The sequence below is a fragment of the Schaalia sp. ORNL0103 genome (genome assembly GCF_019429565.1).
GTDB lineage: Bacteria > Actinomycetota > Actinomycetes > Actinomycetales > Actinomycetaceae > Pauljensenia.
The window spans coordinates 130761-153665 of sequence record NZ_JAHXSA010000004.1 but is presented as its reverse complement, the minus strand read 5'-3'; the positions used below and the strand labels follow the sequence as shown (position 1 = coordinate 153665).

The 22905-nt window shown below is 65.2% G+C and carries 21 protein-coding genes; 13 read left to right on the top strand and 8 right to left on the bottom strand.

Annotated features, from left to right (window positions below; all coding sequences use genetic code 11):
- Window positions 1-108: 108 nt before the first annotated feature.
- Both cysS and thrC read right to left on the bottom strand, forming a co-directional pair.
- Window positions 109-1566, bottom strand: coding sequence for a cysteine--tRNA ligase (gene cysS / locus JJJ16_RS10140; protein ID WP_219752713.1), 1458 nt, complete (start codon window positions 1564-1566; stop codon window positions 109-111).
- Between the two features lie 139 nt (window positions 1567-1705).
- Window positions 1706-3163, bottom strand: a complete 1458-nt coding sequence (gene thrC / locus JJJ16_RS10135; RefSeq protein ID WP_219752711.1) for a threonine synthase — start codon at window positions 3161-3163, stop codon at window positions 1706-1708.
- A gap of 124 nt (window positions 3164-3287) precedes the next feature.
- On the opposite strand from thrC, the gene JJJ16_RS10130 reads away from it, so the two are divergent.
- The 4 genes from JJJ16_RS10130 to JJJ16_RS10115 are packed head-to-tail and all read left to right on the top strand — an operon-like array spanning window position 3288 to window position 8977.
- Window positions 3288-4778 (top strand): Hsp70 nucleotide exchange factor FES1, encoded by a 1491-nt coding sequence (locus JJJ16_RS10130; RefSeq protein ID WP_219752709.1) that lies wholly within the window; start codon window positions 3288-3290, stop codon window positions 4776-4778.
- Window positions 4779-4788: 10 nt separating this feature from the next.
- Window positions 4789-6504, top strand: coding sequence for a hypothetical protein (locus JJJ16_RS10125; RefSeq protein ID WP_225905314.1), 1716 nt, complete (start codon window positions 4789-4791; stop codon window positions 6502-6504).
- A gap of 15 nt (window positions 6505-6519) precedes the next feature.
- Window positions 6520-7014 (top strand): 2-C-methyl-D-erythritol 2,4-cyclodiphosphate synthase, encoded by a 495-nt coding sequence (gene ispF / locus JJJ16_RS10120; protein WP_219752707.1) that lies wholly within the window; start codon window positions 6520-6522, stop codon window positions 7012-7014.
- Between the two features lie 43 nt (window positions 7015-7057).
- Complete coding sequence (locus JJJ16_RS10115; RefSeq protein ID WP_219752705.1) at window positions 7058-8977, top strand: hypothetical protein; 1920 nt, start codon at window positions 7058-7060, stop codon at window positions 8975-8977.
- 267 nt (window positions 8978-9244) lie between these two features.
- Here JJJ16_RS10115 and JJJ16_RS10220 read toward each other — a convergent pair whose 3' ends face one another.
- A complete protein-coding gene (locus tag JJJ16_RS10220) occupies window positions 9245-9391 on the bottom strand; it encodes a hypothetical protein (protein WP_225905313.1) in 147 nt (48 codons plus the stop codon).
- A 4-nt stretch (window positions 9392-9395) separates the two neighbouring features.
- Between JJJ16_RS10220 and JJJ16_RS10110 the strand changes: the two genes are divergently transcribed.
- Both JJJ16_RS10110 and JJJ16_RS10105 read left to right on the top strand, forming a co-directional pair.
- Window positions 9396-10493: a hypothetical protein gene (locus tag JJJ16_RS10110; RefSeq protein WP_225905312.1), complete on the top strand. Its 1098-nt coding sequence runs from the start codon at window positions 9396-9398 to the stop codon at window positions 10491-10493.
- A gap of 38 nt (window positions 10494-10531) precedes the next feature.
- Complete coding sequence (locus JJJ16_RS10105) at window positions 10532-11959, top strand: hypothetical protein (protein WP_318836551.1); 1428 nt, start codon at window positions 10532-10534, stop codon at window positions 11957-11959.
- Window positions 11960-12051: 92 nt separating this feature from the next.
- On the opposite strand, the gene JJJ16_RS10100 is transcribed toward JJJ16_RS10105, so the two are convergent.
- Entirely contained in the window at window positions 12052-13401 is a 1350-nt protein-coding gene (locus tag JJJ16_RS10100; protein WP_219752703.1) for an MFS transporter, read from the bottom strand.
- 160 nt (window positions 13402-13561) lie between these two features.
- Between JJJ16_RS10100 and JJJ16_RS10095 the strand changes: the two genes are divergently transcribed.
- The 3 genes from JJJ16_RS10095 to JJJ16_RS10085 all read left to right on the top strand — a co-directional run bounded on the left by JJJ16_RS10095 (window position 13562) and on the right by JJJ16_RS10085 (window position 16077).
- Entirely contained in the window at window positions 13562-14353 is a 792-nt protein-coding gene (locus tag JJJ16_RS10095; RefSeq protein ID WP_219752701.1) for a hypothetical protein, read from the top strand.
- 4 nt (window positions 14354-14357) lie between these two features.
- Window positions 14358-15182, top strand: a complete 825-nt coding sequence (locus tag JJJ16_RS10090) for a hypothetical protein (RefSeq protein WP_219752699.1) — start codon at window positions 14358-14360, stop codon at window positions 15180-15182.
- A 361-nt stretch (window positions 15183-15543) separates the two neighbouring features.
- On the top strand, window positions 15544-16077 hold the full coding sequence (locus JJJ16_RS10085; protein ID WP_219752697.1) for a hypothetical protein: 534 nt from the start codon (window positions 15544-15546) through the stop codon (window positions 16075-16077).
- A 42-nt stretch (window positions 16078-16119) separates the two neighbouring features.
- Here JJJ16_RS10085 and ispD read toward each other — a convergent pair whose 3' ends face one another.
- The 3 genes from ispD to JJJ16_RS10070 all read right to left on the bottom strand — a co-directional run bounded on the left by ispD (window position 16120) and on the right by JJJ16_RS10070 (window position 18350).
- On the bottom strand, window positions 16120-16836 hold the full coding sequence (ispD, locus tag JJJ16_RS10080; protein WP_219752695.1) for a 2-C-methyl-D-erythritol 4-phosphate cytidylyltransferase: 717 nt from the start codon (window positions 16834-16836) through the stop codon (window positions 16120-16122).
- The gene (locus JJJ16_RS10075; RefSeq protein ID WP_003791906.1) at window positions 16820-17338 is read right to left on the bottom strand and encodes a CarD family transcriptional regulator; all 519 of its coding nucleotides are present in this window, start codon (window positions 17336-17338) and stop codon (window positions 16820-16822) included. The genes ispD and JJJ16_RS10075 overlap by 17 nt, the downstream gene beginning before the upstream one ends.
- Before the next feature lie 274 nt (window positions 17339-17612).
- Window positions 17613-18350, bottom strand: coding sequence for a phosphoglyceromutase (locus JJJ16_RS10070; RefSeq protein ID WP_039929858.1), 738 nt, complete (start codon window positions 18348-18350; stop codon window positions 17613-17615).
- A 271-nt stretch (window positions 18351-18621) separates the two neighbouring features.
- Here JJJ16_RS10070 and JJJ16_RS10065 point away from each other — a divergent pair, with 271 nt between their 5' ends.
- Together JJJ16_RS10065 and JJJ16_RS10060 are read left to right on the top strand one after the other, a co-directional pair.
- Complete coding sequence (locus tag JJJ16_RS10065; protein ID WP_219752693.1) at window positions 18622-19833, top strand: OmpA family protein; 1212 nt, start codon at window positions 18622-18624, stop codon at window positions 19831-19833.
- A 49-nt stretch (window positions 19834-19882) separates the two neighbouring features.
- Window positions 19883-20374, top strand: a complete 492-nt coding sequence (locus JJJ16_RS10060) for a DUF3060 domain-containing protein (RefSeq protein ID WP_225905311.1) — start codon at window positions 19883-19885, stop codon at window positions 20372-20374.
- A gap of 104 nt (window positions 20375-20478) precedes the next feature.
- On the opposite strand, the gene JJJ16_RS10055 is transcribed toward JJJ16_RS10060, so the two are convergent.
- Window positions 20479-20808, bottom strand: coding sequence for a histone-like nucleoid-structuring protein Lsr2 (locus JJJ16_RS10055; protein WP_219752691.1), 330 nt, complete (start codon window positions 20806-20808; stop codon window positions 20479-20481).
- A gap of 227 nt (window positions 20809-21035) precedes the next feature.
- Between JJJ16_RS10055 and JJJ16_RS10050 the strand changes: the two genes are divergently transcribed.
- Both JJJ16_RS10050 and JJJ16_RS10045 read left to right on the top strand, forming a co-directional pair.
- Entirely contained in the window at window positions 21036-21497 is a 462-nt protein-coding gene (locus JJJ16_RS10050) for a MarR family winged helix-turn-helix transcriptional regulator (protein ID WP_219752689.1), read from the top strand.
- Window positions 21488-22735, top strand: coding sequence for a chloride channel protein (locus tag JJJ16_RS10045; protein ID WP_219752687.1), 1248 nt, complete (start codon window positions 21488-21490; stop codon window positions 22733-22735). The genes JJJ16_RS10050 and JJJ16_RS10045 overlap by 10 nt, the downstream gene beginning before the upstream one ends.
- The last annotated feature ends 170 nt before the right edge of the window (window positions 22736-22905 follow it).

The window sequence follows — 22905 nt, the reverse complement described above, 5'->3', positions numbered from 1 at the left end:
ACCCCCATCGGCAGCCAGCCTGAAGCTCGCGGCGCGGACGTCTCGCGGGCGGGCCGCCGCCCACGGGCACACCAAGCAGCCCGGCCTCAGCCGCGGATCAGCCGCGGATCAGCCAACACTCCACGTCGCGCCGTCGCGGCCGTCCGCGACAGTGACGCCGGCGGCGGCCAGGCGGTCGCGTAGCTCGTCGGCGCGCGCCCAGTCCTTGGCGGCGCGGGCAGCGGCCCGCTCCTCCAGCACGGCCTGAACCAGCGCGTCCAGCGCCGAGTGCTCGGCCGCAGCGGCGCCAGAGGCACCCGCGCCGATGCCAGCCTGTCCACGCCACTGCTCAGAAGCGGGGTCCAGGCCAAGCACATCCAGCATGGAACGAACCAGGACCTGCTCGCGATACACACCGGAAACGTCACCAGCAGCAAGCGCGGCGTTACCGGCCTTGAGGTGCTCGTGCAGGACCGCGAGCGCGCCGGCGACGTTGAGGTCGTCGTCCATGGCGGCGACGAAGGCCTCGGGCAGGTCGGCGGGTGCCAGGGCAATCTCGGAGGCCGGAGCCTCACCGGCGGCCTCGATGGCACGCGCCACGAAGGTGGAGAACTTCTCCCAGGCGGCGTGTGCGGCGGGCAGCGTCTCGAGGCCCCATTCGATGGCGGACCGGTGGTGGACGGTCGACAGGGCCCAGCGCACGGCGACGGCCGGGTACTCCTCGGTGAGCGCCCCGATCGACAGGACGTTGCCCAGCGACTTGGACATCTTCTCGCCCTTGGTGGTCACCCACGCGTTGTGGACCCACAGGCGCGCGAACTCCCAGCCGGCGCCGTGGGACTGGGCCTGCTCGTTCTCGTGGTGCGGGAAGCGCAGGTCGATACCGCCGCCGTGGATGTCGAATTCGTCGCCGAGGTAGCGGCGCGACATGGCGGAGCATTCGAGGTGCCAGCCGGGTCGGCCGCGTCCCCAGGGGCTGTCCCACGAGGCAGTGGCCGGCTCAGACGGCTTACTGGCCTTCCAGAGGGCGAAGTCGCGGGGGTCGCGCTTGCCGGCCTCGACGGCCTCGTCGATCTGGGCGTCGTCTTCGGTGGTGCGCATGTCGGCCAGGCGCTGGCGGGTGAGCGAGCCGTAGTCGGGCTGGGAGTGGACGTCGAAGTAGACGTTGCCGCGCCCATCCGAATAGGCGTGTCCCGCGTCGATGAGGCGCTGGACGAGGTCAAGCTGCTCGGGGATGTGGCCGGTGGCGCGCGGCTCGTAAGTGGGGGCTTCGACACCGAGGGTCTCGTACGCCTCGGTGAATTCGCGCTCGAAGCGGTAGGCCCAGGCCCACCAGTCCCAGCCGGCCTCGGCCGACTTGTTCAGGATCTTGTCGTCGATGTCGGTGACGTTGCGGACGTAGGTGACCTCGTAGCCGCTGCGGCGCAGCCAGCGGATCAGGGTGTCGAAGGAGACGGCGGCGCGCAGGTGGCCGACGTGCGGGGATCCCTGCACGGTGGCGCCACACAGGTAGATGCCGACCTTGCCGGGGGTCACCGGGTTGAGGGGCTGGATGCGGGCGCTCTTGGAGTCGTACAGGTGCAGCATGGCACCAATCCTACCTGGCGGGGAGAGGGGGTGAGGGAAACGGGCACTCCCCGGGAGTATGTAACGAGGCCCGGGCCCCGACTGCGCAACCGCGCGGCTTCGCAGGTGGGGACTCGGGCCTCGTCGAGTGAATGAAAACTCAGGCGCCGGGGCGCACGCGCTCGCGAATGAGCGCCTTGAGATCCTCGACGGAGTTGGCGAGGGGCGTGACGCGCTCTTCGCGGCCTTCAATGCCTTCGAAGCGCTTGGGCACGGGCGGGAGGTGGCCGGTGGCCTCGAGGATCGTGTCGGCGAACTTGACGGGCAGCGCGGTCTCCATGACGACGAGTGGGCCCTCGATCTGCGGGCGCACGGCGCGGGCGACGTGCACGCCGTCGGCCGTGTGCGGGTCGAGGAGGTAGCCGCTTTCCTTCTCCGTGCGCGCGATCTCGGCGAGGCGGTCCGCGTGCGAGGAGGTGCCGGAGGTGAAGCCGTAGGTGTCGCGCAGGGCGGCGAACTCGGGCGTGCCGGACAGGTCGAAGTAACCGTCACGGGCCAGGGCCGTCTCGAAGAGGGCGCGGGTGGCGTCGCCGTCGCGGCCCATGAGGTCGAAGATGAAGCGCTCGAAGTTCGAGGCCTTGGAGATGTCCATGGACGGGCTGGAGGTGGCCAGCGTGTCCGCGGAGGAGCGGGGGCGGTAGACGCCGGTGCGGAAGAACTCGTCGAGGACGTCGTTCTCGTTCGTGGCGACGACGAGGGTACCCAGGGGCACGCCCATCTGGCGGGCAATGTGGGCGGCGCACACGTTGCCGAAGTTGCCCGAGGGCACGACGACGCTCACCTTGGACGAGGCGTCGGCCCCCTCCTCGGTGACCCGCAGCCAGGTGGCCACGTAGTAGCAGACCTGGGCGAGCAGGCGCGCCCAGTTGATGGAGTTGACGGCGCCCACGTGCCAGGTGGCCTTGAAGTCGGCGTCCATGTTGACGGCTTTGACGAGGTCCTGGCAGTCGTCGAAGACGCCGTCGACGGCGACGTTGACGATGTTCTCGTCGAGGAGGGAGAACATTTGGGCGCGCTGGAACGCGGTCATGCGGCCGGCGGGAGTCAGCATGACGACGGAGAGGCCACGTCGGCCGCGCAGCGCGTACTCGGCGGAGGAGCCGGTGTCGCCGGAGGTGGCGCCGACGATGGTGAGCCAGTCGCCGCGGCGGGTGAGCTCGTATTCGAAGAGCTCGCCGAGGAGCTGCATCGCCATGTCCTTGAAGGCGGCCGTGGGGCCGTTGGAGAGGTGGGCGAGGTGCAGGTCGGTGCCCTCCAGGGCGTCGACGGGGACGATCTGGGGGTCGGAGAAGGCGGGGGTGCGGTAGGCGCGGGCCGTGATCGCGCTCAGGTCGTCGGCGGGGATGTCGTCGACGAAGAGAGAGATGATGCCTGCGGCCATGGCCGCGTAGCCGTCCTCGCGTAGGACGATGCGCAGCTCATCCAGGTCGGAGCGAGACAGCGTCGGGTATTCCTCGGGCAGGTAGAGGCCGCCGTCGGGGGCGAGGCCTTCCAGGAGGATGTCACTGAAGGAACGGGTGGGCGTGTTGGGGCCGCGTCGGGTCGAAATGTAGCGCACGGGTCGATCCTATCGGAGAGGGGGCGTGGCCTGCGAGGGCGCCCGTTCCTCGTCACACGCGTGGGACGAGGCCGGGGCAAGGGATCGTGGGAGCCTACCCCGGGGCGTGTGGTAGAAACGATGCGTGAGCATCAACGACCCACAGTGGCCTGCCCCAACGAACAACGGTGCGCCTGTCGGTTCGGTACCGCAGCCGATCACGCACGCGACATCTTCGTTTGCCATGCCGAACGCGTTCCGTGCTGCCGAGCCCGGGACTATTCCCGCACCATCCCCCGCGCCCCGCGGCAAAAAGAAGCGCTGGTGGCTCATTGCGTTGATCGCCGTCGTAACGGTCGCAGCGATGGTTGCCGGCGTCGTGTATGTCGTGACCAAGGCACCCACGGCGGCTCCGAGCCCGCGCGGGCAGGGCTACACGGGGTCGGGAACCCTGACGGGCACTCTGACGAGTTCGTGGGCCAACGGCGTGGACGTGGCCTGGACCCTGGACGAGTTTTCCGCTTACGTCGACGACTACGATGCTCCATCTCTCCTCGTGGAGGGCACGACCCTGTACGTGGCCGCCAGGAGCGACAGTGAGGGCCATGCTGTCGCCGCCGCCTACGACATCTCGGGCGCGAAGCCCGAGAAGCTGTGGCTGAAGGAGAGCTCCGACGCGACGGTGACAAAGCGGAGCGACACGCAGGCGATCGCTTCCGCCGGAGATTCGCTCGCCTACAACGACGTTGTGATCGACAAGAAGACCGGGGCGATCGCTCAGGCCCCGTGGCCGGGCGATGTTCCCATGGCCACCGCCGATGACATCCTGGTGACCTGTTCCGGCATGGAGACCTGCGCCGGCTGGAAGCAGGAGTCCGGTTCCTGGAAGCAGCAGTGGAAGAGCATCACGTCTCGACAGGGGCGCAACCTCACTCCGGAGGCGCCCAACAAGACCCGGATGATGGGCAGCGGGGAGAACGCCTCGTTCCTGCTGTCCACCGAGGATGGTTTCGCGCCGCAGATCATTAATCTCCACACCGGCACGGTCACCACCCTCGGGGGAGATGCTCCGGCGAAGAAGTTTGAGAGCCGCGGCTTCCTCATCGCCTCCGACGGCTACATCAACGTCAGCGACTACGACAAGGCCGACGTCTACGACATGACGGGCAAGCTCGTCGAGACCATCGATTACGAACGCACGTGGGCGGTCCCCACGAGCGACGGCCCCGCGCCGAGCCTCGATCAGCTCCGCTCGTACCTGAAGGACTCGAAGGCCCCGTGGGCGACGGGAACGATCGAGATGACCGGCTCGAAGTGCACCACGGCGACCCTCATCCTGTCCTCGGATGCCTTGCCCCGCTCGGCGTACGGCGTCAAGGACGTGTCCATCAGCGACTCGGAGCCCTGCCTCTTCTCGCCGCTCGACGTGCGAGCCAGCGCAGATGGGTCCGCGCTGTTTATCAACGAGGCCAACTCCCCCTCCGACCAGCACGTCTACTTCGCGAACACCAACACGAAGGAGGCACACACCTCGAAGGATCTCAACGGGGCTCATAGCCTCACGTGGGCCTTCGATGACCTGGTGATCGGCGTGACGAAGCACGGCGTCGTTGCCTTCACCCCGGCCTCGGCCTAAATGAGGACTCATGAGTAACGATTCTTCTCGCTGGGCTCCCCCAAACTCGGATTCCACCCCCACGCCCAAGGACGAGCCGAAGACGCGGAGCACCGCCGAGCAGCCCGCAGAACACGCGGCTTCGACCGGCGCCTCACCAGTCTCCGATCGCTTCGCGCCCACAATGGGGCAGTCAGAGGGCACTGCGACGGGTCAGTCGGGCGTCGCCTCGTCGTTGAAGCCAGTCCTGGGTTCGCTCGTCACGGGTGCGACGCGAACCACGGCGACGCCCCGCTCGTCGGCGTCTCGCCACGAGGCCTCGTCCCCCTCGAGCGCACCCCGGAAAGGCCTTCGTCCTCCGCGCACGCGCACCAACCCCGAGCGTATCGCGGGCCATCAGGCGTACATACAACTGCAGAGGAAGAAAGCAGCACTCATCGTCGCCGCGATCCTCGCGGTCATCGCTCTCCTTTTCGCGCTACCGCGTTTCATCACAGCGATTCCACAGCCCACCGCAAAGCCGGTAGCCTCCCAGGGCTACAAGGGTTCGGCCACGAACACGAACGTTCTCTCGTCGGACTGGGCTGCGGGCGTGAGCGTCGCCTGGACCCTTCCTGAACCTCGCACCGGCATTGACAACCCATCCGAAACCACCCTGTTTGCCGACGGCACAACGCTCTACATGGTCTCCCGGGACCATCATTCCTATTCCATCTCTCTTGCAGCCATCGACGTCTCCTCCTCCGAGCCCGCCGTGCTGTGGACATCCAACGACGGGTCCATGCAGATCCCATACTCGGGGACAGATTTCTCCATCGTCTCCGTCGGCGAGTGGCTCGCCATCGAAAATGTCCTGATCTCGAAATCGACGGGCATTCAGACACAGGCGCCGTGGGAGGACGGCCATCCGATCACCATGGTCGACGACATCCTGGTGACCTGTTCCGGCATGGAAACCTGCGCCGGGTGGAAGCAGGAATCCGGTTCCTGGACACAGCAGTGGCAGAGCATTACGGGAAAACAGTCCCGTAACTCCTCCCTCTCACGATGGGACGGGCCGCGCACGATTGGGACCGGAGAGGAGGCTTCCGCCTTAGTTCCCGTCGATGACTACAGGAACCCACAGATCGTCAACGTACACACGGGTGTTGTGACGACCTTTGGACAAGAGGGGCGTTTAGCTAATGCCCGCTCCTATTCCTACGACGCTCTGTATCCAGCCGCCGATGGCCTCATCGTGCGTAAGAACGCCACGTTGCTCGAAAAATTCGACATGTCCGGCAATTCCCTGGGCACTTTTGGGCGGAGCCTTAAGTACATTATCCCCGCAGAAGATGGCCGCATGCCGACTCTGAGTGAGTGGGATGCTTTCTTCGACTCGGGCAGGACGCCATGGACGACAGGCATGCTGGAGGCGACCGGCGACAGGTGCCAAACCCTCACGGTGCAGACCTCAGGAGGCGTTGCGAAATACTCCGCAGAGGGGTTGGTGGGGGTTTCTTCCAGCACCCGTCCACCCTGTTCTTTCTCCCCCACGCATGCGCGTGCGAGCGCCGACGGAACCGCTGCCTTCATTCTGAACATCGGATACAAGGAACAGACCGTCTATTTCTTCGACATGGCGAACAACAAGGCGCATACCTCAACCGAGTTGAGGGCGGCACGGAACCACACGTGGGTCTACGACGATCTGCTGGTCGGGCTGACGGACGAGGGCCTCATCGCCTTCACGCCGACTTCCTCGTGACGCTACCCTGGTTCCATGACTGATCTGCCTTTCCGCATCGGCCAAGCGGTCGACGTCCACGCGTTCGCCGCACCCGACTCGCCGCGCCCCCTGATGGTCGCGTGCCTGGAGTGGCCGGGCGAGCGCCCCCTTGAGGGTCATTCGGACGCGGACGTAGCCGCGCACGCCCTGTGCGACGCGATGCTGCTGGCGACGGGCCTGGGCGAGCTCGGCACGGTGTTCGGCGTGGATCGCCCCGAGTGGGCGGGTGCTTCGGGGCGTGCGCTCCTTGAGGAGGTTCGCCGCATGACCGCCGAGGCCGGCTGGGTGCTCGGCAACGCAACCGTGCAGGTCGTGGGGAACCGGCCTCGTATGGCCGCGCGACTGCCCGAGGCCTGCGCGGTCATGAGCGAGATCGCCGGGGGTACGGTCACCGTGTCGGCGACGACCTCGGATCACCTGGGTTTCACGGGCCGAGGCGAGGGCATGGCCGCGCTGGCGAGCGCCCTCATGGTGCGCGCCGAGGAGTAATCCGCGAGCGCCCGCCGGGCGCGCAACGTGGTAGAAACGTGTCATGAGCAACGACGACCTGCACCACACATCCGACGACCCCGCGCGCATTCATTCCTCCGACGCGTGGAACGACGTGTCACAGGTCGATATTCCTGAGCTCCCGGACTTTGGGGATCTTCCAGGGGTCGCGGATCTGCCCGAAGTTCCGCAGCTGCCAGAGTTGGAAGCGTTAGAGGAACTGGCGATGCCAGAGGTGGCGATGCCGGACCTCAACCAGTTCCTCACCGTCACGCCACCCGCGCCGGCCGAGATTTCTCAGCCGGATGCAGCCCCCGCGGCGGGAGCTACAGCAGCGGCGGGAGCTACAGCAGCCCGTACGAGCAGCGCCTCCCACAAAGCCGCCACTGCCTCGTCGAGGAAAGGGACCACAGGCAAGCAAGCACCGAGGCCAACCGCCACCACGGCCTCGCCACGGAAGGCACCCACAGGCGCGCAGGCGCCCAGGCCCACCATTACCTTCGAGCCCACGCCCGCGAGAACCCCGCGAACCTCGGTGCCCCCGAGGCAGAAAAAGCCGAACCTCCTCATCGCGTTCGTCGCTCTCATCGCGATCGGCTTCGGCGCGTCATTCCTCTCGTCCACTCGCGACGGTTCATCATCGACACCTTGGGGCACGCAGACCTCGTCGAGCGCCAGCACGCAGGCGAACTCCGAGGTGCGCGAGTATGCGGAGGGGCTGCCGCCCCGCTGGCCCGGATACCGAGGCAACGCCACGAACACGCATTCCATATCGCCGCAGTGGGCCTCGGGCGTGGCGACCGCGTGGACGCTTGAGCTGCCTGCAGAAATGACTCAGTTCGGGCCGCAGATGTTCGTCGAAGGTCAGGTCCTCTACATCGCCGGCTACGACACGATCGAGGGCCAGAAAGGTTCCGCCGTCAGAACTCTGGCCTACGACCTGTCCGGGGAGGACCCGGCTCTCCTCTGGGACACGGTCGGACCCACGAAAAATTCAGCAATCGAGACGTACTCACCCGCATTCGTGTCGGGCGAGAACCAGCTCTTTTTCCATGACTTGGTCATCGACAAGGCGACCGGTGAGCAGACACAGGCCCCGTGGGGCAAGGAGTTTCCCCTCGCACAGGCCGACGGCATCGTGGTGACCTGCTCGACGACATCTTCGTGCAGCGGATGGACGCACGCCTCCGGCGATTGGACGACTCTGTGGACGACGACAACGAATCCACAGACGTCCTACGGGTTGAGTAACCAGGTTTTGGGCTATGCGCCCGCAGGCACCACGCTCTCCGGCACGGGTGAACTCGCCTCCGTCCTGGTCCCCTCCAGCTATCAGGAATCCCCGCAGATCATCAACATCCATACCGGCGAGGCAACGACCCTGCCCGAACCCGGCACGCCAGGCACCGGTCACTACGTAGAGGTGGGAAGCGACGGCTTCATTGTCGTCGACATCGGCAAGAAACAGGGAATGGCCTTCGACAGTGAGGGAACCCTCCAATCCACCTTCACTTCCACAGGACAGGTGTATCTTCCCGCGGTGAGCCGTGACGGCACCTACCCGAGCACCGCGGACCTGACGACCTTCATGACCTACCAGCGCGCGAATTGGTCGACGGGCACGGTAGACCTCGTGGGCGAGAACGACTGTTCCATCGAGGTCACCCTCACCTCCGATGGGTCGACGCACACGACCCCGGTCCCCGGAGCGCTGAGCCCTTACATGACCAGCTCGTGCTTGTTCGATCCGAAGGAGGTCCGCGTCAGCACGGATGCTTCGGTTCTCTACGCCGATACCTTCACCTACCAGGACAAGAGTAGATTCTTCATCGATACCGTCAACGGCCTCATCTACACCTCACCCGAACTCAACTCGCCGAAACAGGTCATGTGGGTCTTCGACGACATGATCATCGGCATGACCGAGAGCGGCCTCAAGGCGTTCGTACCGGCGTCCTCCTGAGGTAGCAAACCGTCTATCACACCGACACTGCTATGTGATAGAAACTACTCATGACCAATGACGATCACACGGGCACACGCACTCCCACGCATGCCGCGGAGTGGGTGCCGCCGAGCGGAGCACCCCCAAACCCCCACCCCGGCCCGCCCCAACCTCGCCCGAAGAACCGCACGAAGCTGGCCCTTCTCGTAGTCTTCCTGTCCGCCGTCGCGATTGTGGCTATCATCGGCCTCCACCGGCTCAGCCCCTCTCCCCCACACCGGACGATCAGCGGTCATACACCTCGGCGCCCACCGTCGGATACTCGGGGGACGCCACGAGCACGGGATCGCTCTCCCCCGCCTGGGCCTCGGGCGTCGAGACGGCGTGGAGGATCCCCTTCCCGTCCTCGGAGTACGACTCCCGGGCACTCACGACCGTGGAGGGCACCACCCTGTACGCCCTCTTCGAAGACCCCGATCCGGCCGCCCACCAGGTCACTGCAGCGGCCTTCGACATCTCTTCCGAGCAGCCGCGCGAGCTGTGGCGCACGACGGGGCCCCTCCCCAAGTCGCTCGGGCGACCCAGCTTCGTGTCCTACGGGGATCAATTCCTCATCGACAGCATCATCATCGACAAGGCGTCGGGAGCGCAGTCCTCGGCTCCCTGGGAGGGGTCGGAGGCGCTCGCGACCGTTGATGGCATCGTCGTGGCCTGCGACCACAAACAGGCGTGCTCGGGCTGGACGCAGGAGGCCTCGTCGTGGGTGCGTCAGTGGGAGACGGCCACTGCCAGCCAAAAGGGCACCCTGTCCACGTTAGACAAGCTCACCTACCCCGATACGCCCGTGATCGGTACCGGGGAGCACCAGGCGGTCGTCCTGCCCGTCGATTCACAGACACACCTGGCGCAGCTCCTCGATCCGCAAACCGGGCAGATCACGAACGTCGGTTCTGTGAGTCCTTTCGGGGACAGGCAGAACAACGTTGTGTCTTTTGTGATCACCAGCGATGGGCTCCTGGCTTTCAACGATGACTTCTTCGTCACCTACGACGCCGATGGCTTCATCACGGGGACCCAGTCCTACAAGCAGATGAAGAGGATACCAACGCGCGACGGGCGGATGCCTACCACGGCCGAACTCGGAGATTTCCTGAGCGGCGCCCGCCCGGCGTGGTCAAACGCGTCGGTCACAGCCCCGACACACGCTGCGGCCGGCACCCCCTTTAGCATCACGGTGACGCCGAGCGACGGGCGTCCCCCATTCACTCTTGATGCCGGGAATAACGACCAGCATCACTACATCAGTACTTTTTGGCCCTCCGAGGTCCGCGCCAGCGCCGACACGTCGGTCGTGTACATCGAGTCCGTCGATCACGCCAACAGGGGCGATAGGTTCTTCTTCGACACGGCGAGCGGTGTGGGACACGGATCGGACGAGTTCCGCGACGCAGAGCACCTCTCGTGGCCCTTCGATGACCTGGCCATCGGCGTGACGATCGACGGCATCGTGGCATTCACGCCGAAGGCCTCGTGACTCTCCTGCACCGAGCAACGATAGAAAAGGCACAGCTTGTGAGCACCAACGACCTCCAGTACGGGACTGACTCCCCGCGGCGCACACGTTCTCGGAAGACCCGCTTCTTCCTGCTCGGCGCCGCTTTCGTATCGATCCTCGCTACTTCCTCCTCGTTCTCGCTGAGCACGAGCGCCCTCCAGCTCCCCGGCCCGGCGGCGACTCCCCCTCCGCACTACACCGGCCCTGAACGCACAGCACGGCCGGACGTGATCGGCTACCACGGACAGGCCACCCGCACGAACGTGCTGTCAAGCGCGTGGGCCTCAGGGTTTGCGACGGCGTGGACGCTTCCCGCTCAGGACGACTCCCTCCTGCCCGCGCAGCTGATCACCGAAGGCTCGACCCTGTACACATTGACCTACGGAAGTGGCGCCGAGGCCGTGGCTACCGTGTCCGCCTACGACGTCTCGGGTGCCGAGCCGGTCGTTCAGTGGAGCACGACCGGGCCGAAGCCATCCCGGATTCGTGCCGAGGCGTTCCCGTCCTCCGTCTCGACCCAGGACGCGATCCTGCTCAGCGACATCATCGTCGATCGGTCGACCGGCGAGCAGACTCAGGCGCCCTGGGGCTTCGACCTCCCGATGGGGGTGGCGGGCGGCGTCCTCGTCACCTGCGACACTTTCAGTTCCTGCTCCGGATGGTCCCGTGACTCTGGAGAGTGGACAACGCTCTGGACCACTCAGACCTCGCCCCAGCGCCGCATGGGCCTCACCCACACGGCATTAACAAAACCCACGACGGCCGTCATCGGCACTGGCGCGGACACCGCTGTGGTCGTTCCCGTCGACGAGGCCCACCACGCCCCGCAGATCATCAACCCGGCCACGGGCGCACTGACGACGCTCGGGGACGCCCCCTCCACGAGCATCCCGTTCGCTTCAAGGCTCACCCTGGCGAGCGACGGACTCCTCGTGGCCGGAGAGAAGGAAACGATCGCCTACAACACCGCGGGCCAGGTTGTCGGCACGTTTGCCGCCGGCTGGGAGCTCGACAAGTTCCCGACGACCGACCGCGATCTCCCGAGTGTGGCTGACCTCGGAGCCTTCTTGACGCAGGGCAACGCCCGGTGGACGTCGGGCGCTCTGGAGCGCACCTATTCCAAGGATGACAACGGCTATCTCCTGTCGCTCACTCTCAGCAACGGAAAGAACCTCACGCTCAACCCGGGCGAGTCGTTCCGTGAGACTCGAGGGGGAGCTGGTTGGTCCGTCACTCAGGTGCGCGCCAGCTCAGACGGCAAGGCGCTCTACATCCAGGGCTACTCAGAGAACCTCACGGACTCGTTCTTCTTCAACGCGGAGGACCCGATGACGTACGTGTCGCAGGACCTGAACGAGGCGACGAACTTCGTGTGGGTGTACGACGACTTGCTCGTCGGGGCTCGCAGCGGATCGGTTATCGCCTTCACTCCCGACCGCAAGTAAGCGGATCATCAAAGGATCGTCCCCGACGCCCGAGACTCACTCGGTTGCGTCGGGGACGTATCGCTAGTGGGCGCGGGGCCTCGTCGAGGAGCTCAGTCCTCCATGTGTGCCAGGGTCGCGCGGTCCGCCTTCACGGGTATCGTCAGGGCCAGGCCGACGCCGAGGATCAGCATGATGCCGAGGATGCCCCAGTAGGTGTAGTCCTCGCCGGCGGGCGTCATACGCTTGCCGAGCATGAGGAAGAGGCTGTACATGGCGGGAGCCATGAAGGACACGGCGCGACCGGTCGTCGCGTAGAGGCCGAAGACCTCGCCCTCGCGGCCGGCGGGAATGATGCGCGACAGGAAGGAACGCGACGCGGACTGCGTGGGGCCGACGAAGACGCACAGGACCAGGCCGAGGCTCCAGAAGACGGCGGGGCCGCGGGCGTGCAGGAAGAAGACGCCGAAGCCGGCGACGACCATCGCGCTCAGGGACAGGATGATGACCTTCTTCGGGCCGATCTTGTCGTCGACCCAGCCGAAGGCCACGGTCGCGAGGCCGGCGACGATGTTCGCGGCGATCGCGAAGATCATGACCTGGCTGGCGCTGAACCCAAAGGCGGTCTTGGCCAGAACGGCGCCGAAGGTGAAGACGCCGGCGAGGCCGTCGCGGAAGACGGCGGAGGCGATGAGGAAGAAGAGGGTGTGCGGGGCCTCGTTCTTGAGGGTGCGCACGGTGCGCCACAGGAGCTTGTAGGAGTCGATGATCGACTCACCGTCGCCGCCGGCATGGACCTTCTTGGGCAGCGGGGGGTTCACGATGACGGGGATCGCGAAGCCACCGAGCCACAGGGCGGCGATCACCATGGAGATGCGGATATTCAAGTGCGCGTCGGTGGGTACGTTCAGCAGGTTCACGCCGATGAGGCCGACGTAGAGGATGAGCAGCAGGACGATGCCGCCGATGTAGCCGGCTGCCCAGCCGAAGCCGGAGATCTTGCCGCGGTCTTCCTTCTCGCCCAGGTGGTTGAGCATCGCGTTGTAGTTCACCGAGGCGAACTCGAAGAACACGTTACCCAGGCCCAGCAGCGCAATACCCAGCATGAGCGCACCCTGGGGCCCAAGGACCGACTCGGGGTGCACGAAGTACATGGCGAGCATGCAGACGACGACCGCGCCCGTGAACCATCCGAGCCAGACTCCGCCACGGCCTCGTCGATCGGCGCGCTGGCCGGTGATGGGGGCGAGCAGGGCGATGAACAGGCCGGCGATGGTCATGCCGTTGCTGAGCCACGTCGAGGCGGTCCCCGCGTCGGTGAAGACGCCGTCGCTGGTCAGGTAGGTCGTGAACACGAAGGTCGTGGCGACCGCGTTGAAGGCGGCGCTGCCCCAGTCCCAGGCCGCCCAGTCGACGACTTTACGTGTGATCACGCGGTGTGGGGTGGTGGGCGTTGTGCTCATGGGATCGGGCTCCTTCGATGGGGAGTGCTCGGCGGCGCGTGTGCGTCCAGGGTGAACCTACCACGTTTCGTAGCTCACTTACTCCTCGGGCCACCCCAGGAACGAGGCCGGGGAACCACCAGCGCGTCCTGACCGGATGCCATATGCTGGGATGTCACCCATGAAGGAGAAGACGATGGCGGAAAGTTCATTGCGTAGCCTGTCCGAGGCAGACGAGAAGCTGTCGCAGGCGCGCACGTGCTTTGTTACCGCCGCCATTTGCGCTGGTTTTGCAGTTTTCTTTTTCTGTATCCGCAGTGTTTTTCCGATCGCCTACACGTTCTTTTTCGTCGCAGTCCCGATTCTCCTCGCGCTCGTTTTCCTGACACTCGGCTTCGCCGAGATCGCTCGACAGCACCGTGGAGTCCTCATGCACGTCGAGCCGGAAGGGATAGCCCTCTACCCATTTATCTTCCCCTTCTACGTCTCGTCGATCAGCTCCGTGTTCTTGATGAGCTGTGGCCCCATCGCCCTCCTTCTGTTCCTCATTCATCCAGACGCCATTGGCGGCTTGATCCTGGGCTTTTCGTATTCATTCCTCGGGTACACAATGCTCAAAATGTCGGCGTATCGCCCCTCACACATTCACCGGTCGCCACTGATCACGCTCGGCCCCGATCACCTGTCGATTCAGCCCCTCCTGCACGACAACCCGACACGCATCCGGTGGGATCGCAACCCCCAGATTGAGGGTTTCGAGCTTTTCGTCGCCGCCAATGAGCCACACCAGTTGATGCACGTATCCACCCGAGACTCCGAGGATGCGTTCGTTTTCGAGATGAGGGGAATGCCCATCTGCTACTGGCAACTCGCGCGGCTCATCAACCACTTTGTCGCCCATCCCGAGGATCGAGCAACGCTCGGAACACCGCAGGGCCCACAGCTCATCACCGACATCCTGACGGCAGTCTAGGCGCATGCTCCCCCTAACCCTCATCCGCCGACCTCTGACCCCGAGCCAAGCAGACGCCATCATGCGCCGAGCATGGATCGTCCCCGCGTGCTTCTATGCCGTCGGAGTCGCGGCAGCACTTGTCCTCGTTGCACTCATCGCGCTCGGTTTCCCCACCCTCGGCCTGCGTTACGGGCTCGCTATCCTCTGCATTCTCCTCGTCACCTTCATTCCAGCCGCTGTTGCCTACTCGCGCGCACCCAGCCGCCCGCCGAGGATCACTGCCACTACGTCGCGCCAGGAGGAACGCACAGTCACCGAGCTACTGATCACAGCGGACACCACCTTTGCCCGGAGTCGTGCTGCCGGCATCGCATGGGGCTTGAGCGGCATTGCTATCTCCCTCATTCCTCTCGCATTCTCGTCGAGCACAAAAAATGGCTTCCTAATGTCGCTCGGCACGGGCTTTTTCATCATCTATCTACTCGTGAAAGTCCCGGAAATCTACTTTCCGCGTGAACATGGCGCTCATGTGCAAATGATTATTCTCGTCCCCGAGGGTTTCGCAATCGCCGAGAAAGACTTCGTCCCTCGTATCGAGACGGTCGCCTGGAGCTATATCGTTGGCATGGGTGAGACCATCAAGGGAGCGACCGCCATTCACTGCACCAAGGATGGCGAGGACGGTGTCACGTGGCTGCGCCTCAAGGATCCGGGGCTCTCCTACGTCGCCTTCGAGCGACTTATCGACTATTTCGTATCCAACCCCCGGCGGCGGCGCGTTCTCGGCACCGAGACCGGCGTCGACGTGGTGCGCGCGCTCCTGCGAGGGCAGGATCCGGACGCCTGAGACGCGGGCCCTTTGCTGGAAGAACCCCCACAACGAGGCCGGGGAACCGCCAGCGCGTCCTGACCGGATGCCATATGCTGGGATGTCACCCAGGAAGGAGAAGACGATGGAGAAAAGCCCGATGTTGAGCGTTCCCGTTGCCGGCGGGCGCCAAATGGAGCCCCTCAACTGGTATTTCGCCGCAGCCGCTTGTCCCGTCGCGGTGATCGTCTTGTTTTTCTTAGGCGGGATTCTGCCGCCCAGCCTGCTCGTCTTCTTATTTGTCTATTGCCTCCTGATAGGCCCAGCATCCCTCGTGATCGGCATCGTGGAGTCCGTTCGCCGTCACAGGGGGCCGGTCGTGCACGCGGAGCCACGAGGAATGGCACTCTATCCATCCCTTATTCAGGTTCGTGTGCGTCGTTACTCCTACGCTTTCGGAATCACCGCCGGACCGATCTCCCTCATCGTCGAGCTAGCACTTCAGGTCCCGATCGTGCACGCGATCATTCATATTTTCTGCGGATTCCTCCTGTCGGCAATATCTTTCATGCTGTGCGTCATCAATCCGTGGCGCCCCTCTTGTATTCACCGCGGCCCATTCATCGTGTTCTCACCCGATCATATGGAGATTCACCCGCTCGCGGACAGCTCTCCGACGCCCATCCCGTGGGACTTGCACCCCCGCATTGAAGGTTTCACCGTGGAGGATTATGCCTTCTTCCCGTGCATGCATATGCATGTCTCCGTGGACGGTCTCGAGGACGGCCTGGTCTTTGACATGACGGGCGCCCCCATGCGCTTTGTTCTGCTGCGGCGCCTCATCGACTACTTCGTCGACAAGCCGGAGGAACGCGCGAAGCTCGGTCAGCCGGAGGGCGCGCAGCTCGTCCGCTCGCTCCTGACGGCTCCCTGACACGTCCCCCCCTGCTCAATCCATGCGAGCCGGGCAATGTGTTTAGGCGCTCGTCTCCTCGGCGACCAGGATCTGCGCAAGGGCCAGGTCGAGGGGGCGCGTGACCTTCATGGAGCGTTCGTCGCCCGCGACCGTATGCACGGTCCCGCCGATCGCCTCAACGAGGCCGGCGTCGTCCGTGGCCGCCCGGGCCTCGTCGGCGCCCAGGGAGGCGCCCTCCTCGTGCGCGCGAATGAGAACGTCCCAGCGGAAGCCCTGCGGGGTCTGCACGGCCACCATGTCGGAGCGACGCGGCGTGCCGACGACCACTCCGGCGGCATCCACGGTCTTGAGGGTGTCGGTGACGGGCAGGACGGGGATGACCGCGCCCGCGCCGCCGGCAACCGCGTCGATGACGCGCTCGGTGACCTGCGGGGGTGTCAGGGGCCGCGCCGCGTCGTGCACGAGGACGACCGCATCCGCCTCGCAGCGGCCAAGCGCGGCCAGGCCGAGGGCCACGGACTCCTGGCGCGAGCGATCGGAGCCAGCGACGACGGTCAGATCGTCAATATCGGACAGGGCGCTACGAAATTCCTCGATCGACGAGGCCGGAGCCGTCACGACCATCGCGCCCACTCCCCCGGCGCGTAGGCCGCGGGCCGCCCACCACACAAGGGGGCGACCCGAGAGTTCAACGAGTGCTTTCGGGCCCTCGCAACCGAGGCGAGAGCCGGAGCCGGCGGCCGTCAGGACCGCGCGGGCATCACTCTTCGACGGCATCTTCTTCGACTTCGATGCGACCCTCAGCCAGGACGGCGTCGAGGCGCTCCGCGGCGGCGGACTTTTCAATGTTGCGCGCCAGGGCCAGCTCGGAGGTGAGGATTCCACGGGCCTTCGTCAGCATGCGCTTCTCGCCCGTGGACAGCTTTTTCAGGTCGTCGCGGCGGGTCAGGTCACGCACGACCTCGGCGACCTTCACGATGTCGCCGGTGGCGATCTTCTCCTGGTTCGCCTTGAAGCGGCGCGACCAGTTGGTAGGTTCCTCGATGTAGGGGGCGCGCAGGACGGAGAGGACCTCTTCGAGGCCGTCCTCGTCGACGATGTCGCGCACGCCGACCATGTCGACATTTTCGGCGGGAACCTGAATCTCAAGATCGCCCTGGTTCACACGCAGCTTCAGGTACGTCCGCTCCTCACCACGAATGGTGCGCGTCATGACCTCTTCGATCGTGGCTGCGCCGTGGTGCGGGTAGACGACCGTCTGACCGATTTCAAACGACATGGATGGACTCCTGAGTGCTTGCGTGGATAGCACAACTATTCTACCAGCTGGCGAGCAAAACCGACCCATACAGTGTGAAAGCTCAACGTTACACGCATACAAGGATCGACACAAACCAACTTCAAGCACGACCGCAATTCGTCCCAGCATGCGACCCTGCTCACGGTCAAACGTGCGCCATAAGGACGGGCATCACACCCCGAAAAGCCGGGTTTTCCGGGCATGACGAAGCCCCGGCCTCGTCCATGCAGACGATGCCGGGGCTCCGCTCAGCTCACTTGCCCTGGTTGGCGACCGCGGCGATCTTCGCCTCGGCCTCGGGATCCAGGTAGGTGCCACCCTTCTTGATGGGCTTGAGGGTCTCCTCGTCGAGCTCGTACACCAGCGGAATGCCGGTGGGGATGTTGACGCCGGCGATATCCTCGTCGGAGATCTCATCCAGGTGCTTGACGATGGCGCGCAGGGAGTTGCCGTGCGCGGCGATCATGACGGTCTTGCCGGTCTTGATCGCGGGAACGATGGTCTCATCCCAGTAGGGCAGCAGACGCGCGATGACGTCCTTGAGGCACTCGCTCATGGGGACGGGCTCGCCGGCGTAGCGCGGGTCGGTGTCCTGCGAGTACTCCGAGCCGGCCTCGATGGCGGGCGGTGCCACGTCGAAGGAACGGCGCCACAGCATGAACTGGTCCTCGCCGTACTCGTCGCGGATTTCCTTCTTGTTCTTACCCTGGAGCGCACCGTAGTGACGCTCGTTGAGGCGCCAGTTGCGCTCAACGGGGATCCAGTGGCGATCGGCAGCGTCGAGGGCGAGGTTCGCGGTCATGATGGCGCGACGCAGCATCGACGTGAACAGGAGGTCAGGCTTCACGCCCGCTTCCTTGAGGAGCTCGCCACCGTGGGTAGCCTCCGCGCGGCCCTTGTCCGACAGCGGAACATCCACCCAACCGGTGAAGAGGTTCTTTGCATTCCATTCGCTCTCGCCGTGGCGGAGCAGCACCAGTTTGTAGCTCATGTCTCCATTGTCCCACAGGTTCCAACCCTCCTCATACATCCCGTGGGGTTGATCACGCCACAGCTTGGACACCGGACCACGAGAGGGACGAGGCCTCGCCCCCAACACCGCGGAACGAGGCCCCTTATCTTGTGCGAAAAAAGACCCCGGCCATACCCTGATTACCCCCTGAGTGCCCCTCGGAATGCCCCTGAGTTCCTTGAGATTCCGCGGTTTTACATGATTACCGGAACAGTGTGTGCCCCTCGCATTTTCCCGTACGGTTAGGTTCATGATCATCACACGACGCACCCTGACAGCCTCCGCTCTCGTCGCTGCGACCACGCTCGCCCTGGGCGCCTGCGGCTCCTCGAAGCCCCAGACTCCCGCGGCTGCGCCCACCGCCGAGGCCACCACGGCTGCACCCACCCAGTCCGCAACTCCCGCCTCGGTTCCGACGGTCCCGGGCTACCGCCCCGGCGAGATCCCCCCGATCCCGCTCTTCTCGGTTCCCGCGATCGACGTGTTCGCCTCGAACGCGGATAAGGCCGTCGTCCAGGCAGCCTCCTCGTCCCTCGCCTCCGTTCCGGGCGTGACGGTCTCCCCCGCCAAGTGCGACGGCACGTCCCTGGTGTCCGGCTCGACGGTCCTGGGCGGCGACGGCTCCGCCGTTTCCTCCAACGATAAGGGCACGGTCGTTAACGACGGCACCGGATCCGGCGTCATCACCGAGGGCCCCATCTCCATCATCTACGGCGGCGACGGCTCGGGCACCTACTCCAACGCCGACACCATGGTGACCATCACCGTCGAGGCCGACGGTTCGGGCACCTACTCCACGACGACGACCAGCATCATCCTGGACGGCAATGGCGGCGGCAACTACTCCAATTCGACCTCCATGGAGTCGATCATCAACAACGGTAACGGCTCCGGCCAGTTCTCCAAGGGCACCGTCACGATCATGAACAACGGTGACGGCACGGGCAGCTACTCGGACGAGAAGCTGACGATCCAGAACAACGGCAACGGAACGGCCACCGTCAACGGCGTGACCGTCAACGACGCTCCGAAGGTCGAGAAGGTCGGCAAGCTCGGCAAGTTCCCGGCCGTCGAGTCCCTCAAGCCCGTCGAGTCCTGCGGCACGGTCATCACCCTGGAGGACGGCGTCCTCTTTGACTTCGGCAAGTCCGACATCCGCCCCGAAGCCGCCCAGACCCTGAAGAGCCTGGCGGGCGTGCTCAACAACGCGAAGGTTCCCACCGCCCACATCTACGGCCACACCGATTCCATCTCGGACGAGGCCTTCAACCTCCAGCTCTCGCAGGAGCGCGCGGATGCCGTGTCCGCGGAACTGAAGAAGGACGGCGTGAGCGCGATGCTGGATGCGACCGGCTACGGCGAGTCGAAGCCCGTTGCGCCCAACGAGAACGCCGACGGCTCGGATAACCCGGCTGGCCGTGCGCTCAACCGCCGCGTCGAGATCTTCATCCCCGCCTTCTAGTACTCTGATTGAGTTTGACCAACTGATCAACATACGAAAGGGAGACACCATGTCCCTGAAGTCCTTCCTTCCCGCCGCGGCTGCCCTGGCCGTCGCCACCGTGGCCCTGACCGGCTGCTCCCAGACCGCGAACGTCTCCGGCGGCGACTCCTCCGCCCCCGCAGCTTCGTCCGCCCCCGAAGCCTCAAGCAACCCGCGCACGGACACCAAGACCGATTCGTCCACCGACTCCGGCAAGTCCGACACGTCGAAGGATTCGGGCAAGTCCGACGCCTCCGGCGCCTTCACGGTCAACGAGTCCAACGCGCACGTCGAGATCCCCGCGGGCACGAAGTCCGTCGTCGTCAACGGTTCGAACAACCACATTGAGGGCGAGGCCGTCTCCGAGATCACGATCAACGGCTCCCAGAATGCCGTCGACGTGAAGTCCGTCCAGACCGTGTCCTTCACGGGCTCCAATAACGCTATCCAGTACGAGGACGGAAACGCTCCTCAGGTGGGCAGCGACTTGGGCGCGCATAACGTCGTCTCCAAGGACTGACATCCAACGGACATGAGGGGTGGCACGCATAATGCGTGCCACCCCTCATCGTGTAAAAGAATTGCGGGCGCGCCTTTTCAGCGCGCCCGCAATTGCATCACGAATCAGGCGTGGGCCTTGCGGTAGGCCTCAACGATCGGAGCGGGAATGCGACCGCGGTCGGACAGCTCGAGCCCCTCTTCCTTTGCCCAGGCGCGAATCTTCGCGTTCTCCAGGCGCTGCGTGGGGTTGCCGGCGTTGCCACGGCGGCGGGTCGAACCCACCTTGCGACCAGCCTTAATGTAGGGCTGAATGGCCTCGGCAAATTCCTCGAAATGCGCGCGGCTCAGATCAATTTCGTACGACGCGCCATTAAAGGCGAAGCGAACGGTCTGATCGGCGGGGGTACCATCGAAGTCGTCGACAATTTCGACAATCTTCTTCGTCTTTTTCATGTATCCATTCCTCTCGAAGTATTTGGTTTCATTCTCTGACGAGTTCACATGCTTATTGCACTGCAATTAGAGTAACGCAATTCAAACAATTCAGATCATTCGATCATTCATTCTGAGAACGTGACGTGCACTGCACCGATTTATACCTGGGTCTAATTGAAAGTTATACTCGTAGGCAGCCCGAGGCCGATTCGGCCTCACCCGAAAGCATCGAACGAGGAGACCCAGTGAGCCGAGCACACCACCCCCGAGCGGCGGCCTGGGAGCTCTACTTCACCACGACGGCTCGCCTCACCGAGCGCATCGAAGCCGCCCTCAAGTGCCAGGCCGGTCTGTCGATGCCCGAATACTCCGTGCTGCTCATGACCGACCGTGCCGGCGAGGATGGCGTGCGCCCCTCCCGACTGGCCCACCAGGTCGTCTTCTCGCGCTCACGCCTCACCCACACGATGAAGCGCCTCGAATCCAGAGGCCTCATCGAGCGCCGCCCGTGTGAAGGCGACGGTCGCGGAGGCCTCGTCTCCCTGACGCCGTCCGGTAAGGCTCTCTTCGACGAGGCCGCCCTGGTCCAGCGCGACGTCATCCGCCGCCTGTTCCTTGATGACATCACGCCCGAGGAGATCGACATGCTCACCGGCCTGTTCACGCGGGTGAGCGAACGCCTCGACTCCGACACGCCATGTCCGTGAGCACGCGCCGCCTCGCGGTCGCAACACTTCTCACCGGGATCATCGCCGGCCTCGTCGGCCTGGCGTGCATCCATCTGCTCCACTGGATCCAGGCGGTTGCCTGGGACATGCACGGCGGCACCCTCCTGGAGGCCGTGAGTGCTGTTTCTCCCGCCCATCGCGTCGGGGTTTTGACGCTGGCCGGTGTCGTCGGCGCCCTGTCCTGGTTCCTGTTGTTCCGCCGTCACAAGGCCATCACTTCGGTCTCCGGCGCGGTGGGTGGGACCCCCATGCCTCCCCTGCGCGCCACCTGGCACGCCCTGACCCAGGTTCTCATCGTCGGCCTCGGCGCCTCCGTGGGCCGCGAGGTCGCCCCGCGCGAGATGGCCGCCGCGTTCAGCGCGGCCGCCGCCGACCGCCTGGGCCTCACCCCCGAGGACCGGCGCATCATCGTCGCGTGCGGCGCGGGCGCGGGCCTGGCTGCCGTCTACTCGATCCCCCTGTCGGGCGCGATCTACACCCTCGAGATCCTCCTCGTCTCCCTATCCGCGCGCGCCGTCGCCCCCGCGCTCATCACCTCGGGGATCGCGGTCCTCATCTCCACGGGATTCACGAGGCCGGCCTTCTTCTACACGGTCCCGACCCTCACGCCGTCGCTCTCCTTGACGGTCTTCGGCGCACTCATGGGACCGGTGCTCGGCGCCGCGGGATGGGCATTCAAAGAGGCCGTCGCACGCACCGGCGCAATCCGACCGCGCGACTGGCGCATCCTCATCACCCTGCCGCTCGCGTTCGTCGTCGTCGGCCTGGTCTCCACCCGCATTCCATCAGTGCTCGGCAACGGGCAAGCCAGCGCACAGACGCAGTTCGATGCGACGTGGGCGGCCGGCGCGGGACTCGCGTTCGCGCTCCTGGTCCTCCTCGCCAAGACGGCTACCACGTTCCTGACGATCGGCGCGGGAGGCTGGGGCGGCGTCCTCACCCCCGCAGTCGCGCTCGGCGCAGGACTGGGCACCGTCATCGGCTTGCCGTGGGCGGCCGCCTGGCCCGGATCCGAGATCGCCGCCTTCGCGTTTATTGGCGCGGCAGCGTTCCTCGGCACCTCCATGAAGGCGCCCTTCACGGGCCTGATCCTGGTTATCGAATTCACCGGCCAGGGCGCCACGATCCTCGTCCCCGCGGTCCTCGCCGTCGGTGGCGCGACGGCCGCCGCAAGCTGGCTGAGCCGCCGGGCTTCACTGGGCCATCAGGCCCGCTGAGCCGCAGCACGTCAGTAGGCGGAAGCGCCCGCTGACCCGCCGGGCTTCACTGGGCCGCCGGGCCCACCCCTAACCGCGCGTCACCGCCCGGGGAACCCCCGCCTCGTCCCCACCCTCAAAGTCGCACGTAATTCGCTCAGTAATCCTTCAACTTTTGAAATCGCATGCCC

Excerpts from the sequence above, each read along its gene's own strand:
- cysS (WP_219752713.1), bottom strand. The coding sequence starts at position 1,566 with ATGCTGCACCTGTACGACTCCAAGAGCGCCCGCATCCAGCCCCTCAAC.
- JJJ16_RS10125 (WP_225905314.1), top strand. The coding sequence starts at position 4,789 with ATGAGTAACGATTCTTCTCGCTGGGCTCCCCCAAACTCGGATTCCACC.
- ispF (WP_219752707.1), top strand. The coding sequence starts at position 6,520 with ATGACTGATCTGCCTTTCCGCATCGGCCAAGCGGTCGACGTCCACGCG.
- JJJ16_RS10115 (WP_219752705.1), top strand. The coding sequence starts at position 7,058 with ATGAGCAACGACGACCTGCACCACACATCCGACGACCCCGCGCGCATT.
- JJJ16_RS10100 (WP_219752703.1), bottom strand. The coding sequence starts at position 13,401 with ATGAGCACAACGCCCACCACCCCACACCGCGTGATCACACGTAAAGTC.
- JJJ16_RS10095 (WP_219752701.1), top strand. The coding sequence starts at position 13,562 with ATGAAGGAGAAGACGATGGCGGAAAGTTCATTGCGTAGCCTGTCCGAG.
- JJJ16_RS10090 (WP_219752699.1), top strand. The coding sequence starts at position 14,358 with ATGCTCCCCCTAACCCTCATCCGCCGACCTCTGACCCCGAGCCAAGCA.
- JJJ16_RS10085 (WP_219752697.1), top strand. The coding sequence starts at position 15,544 with ATGGCACTCTATCCATCCCTTATTCAGGTTCGTGTGCGTCGTTACTCC.
- ispD (WP_219752695.1), bottom strand. The coding sequence starts at position 16,836 with ATGCCGTCGAAGAGTGATGCCCGCGCGGTCCTGACGGCCGCCGGCTCC.
- JJJ16_RS10075 (WP_003791906.1), bottom strand. The coding sequence starts at position 17,338 with ATGTCGTTTGAAATCGGTCAGACGGTCGTCTACCCGCACCACGGCGCA.
- JJJ16_RS10070 (WP_039929858.1), bottom strand. The coding sequence starts at position 18,350 with ATGAGCTACAAACTGGTGCTGCTCCGCCACGGCGAGAGCGAATGGAAT.
- JJJ16_RS10065 (WP_219752693.1), top strand. The coding sequence starts at position 18,622 with ATGATCATCACACGACGCACCCTGACAGCCTCCGCTCTCGTCGCTGCG.
- JJJ16_RS10060 (WP_225905311.1), top strand. The coding sequence starts at position 19,883 with ATGTCCCTGAAGTCCTTCCTTCCCGCCGCGGCTGCCCTGGCCGTCGCC.
- JJJ16_RS10055 (WP_219752691.1), bottom strand. The coding sequence starts at position 20,808 with ATGAAAAAGACGAAGAAGATTGTCGAAATTGTCGACGACTTCGATGGT.
- JJJ16_RS10045 (WP_219752687.1), top strand. The coding sequence starts at position 21,488 with ATGTCCGTGAGCACGCGCCGCCTCGCGGTCGCAACACTTCTCACCGGG.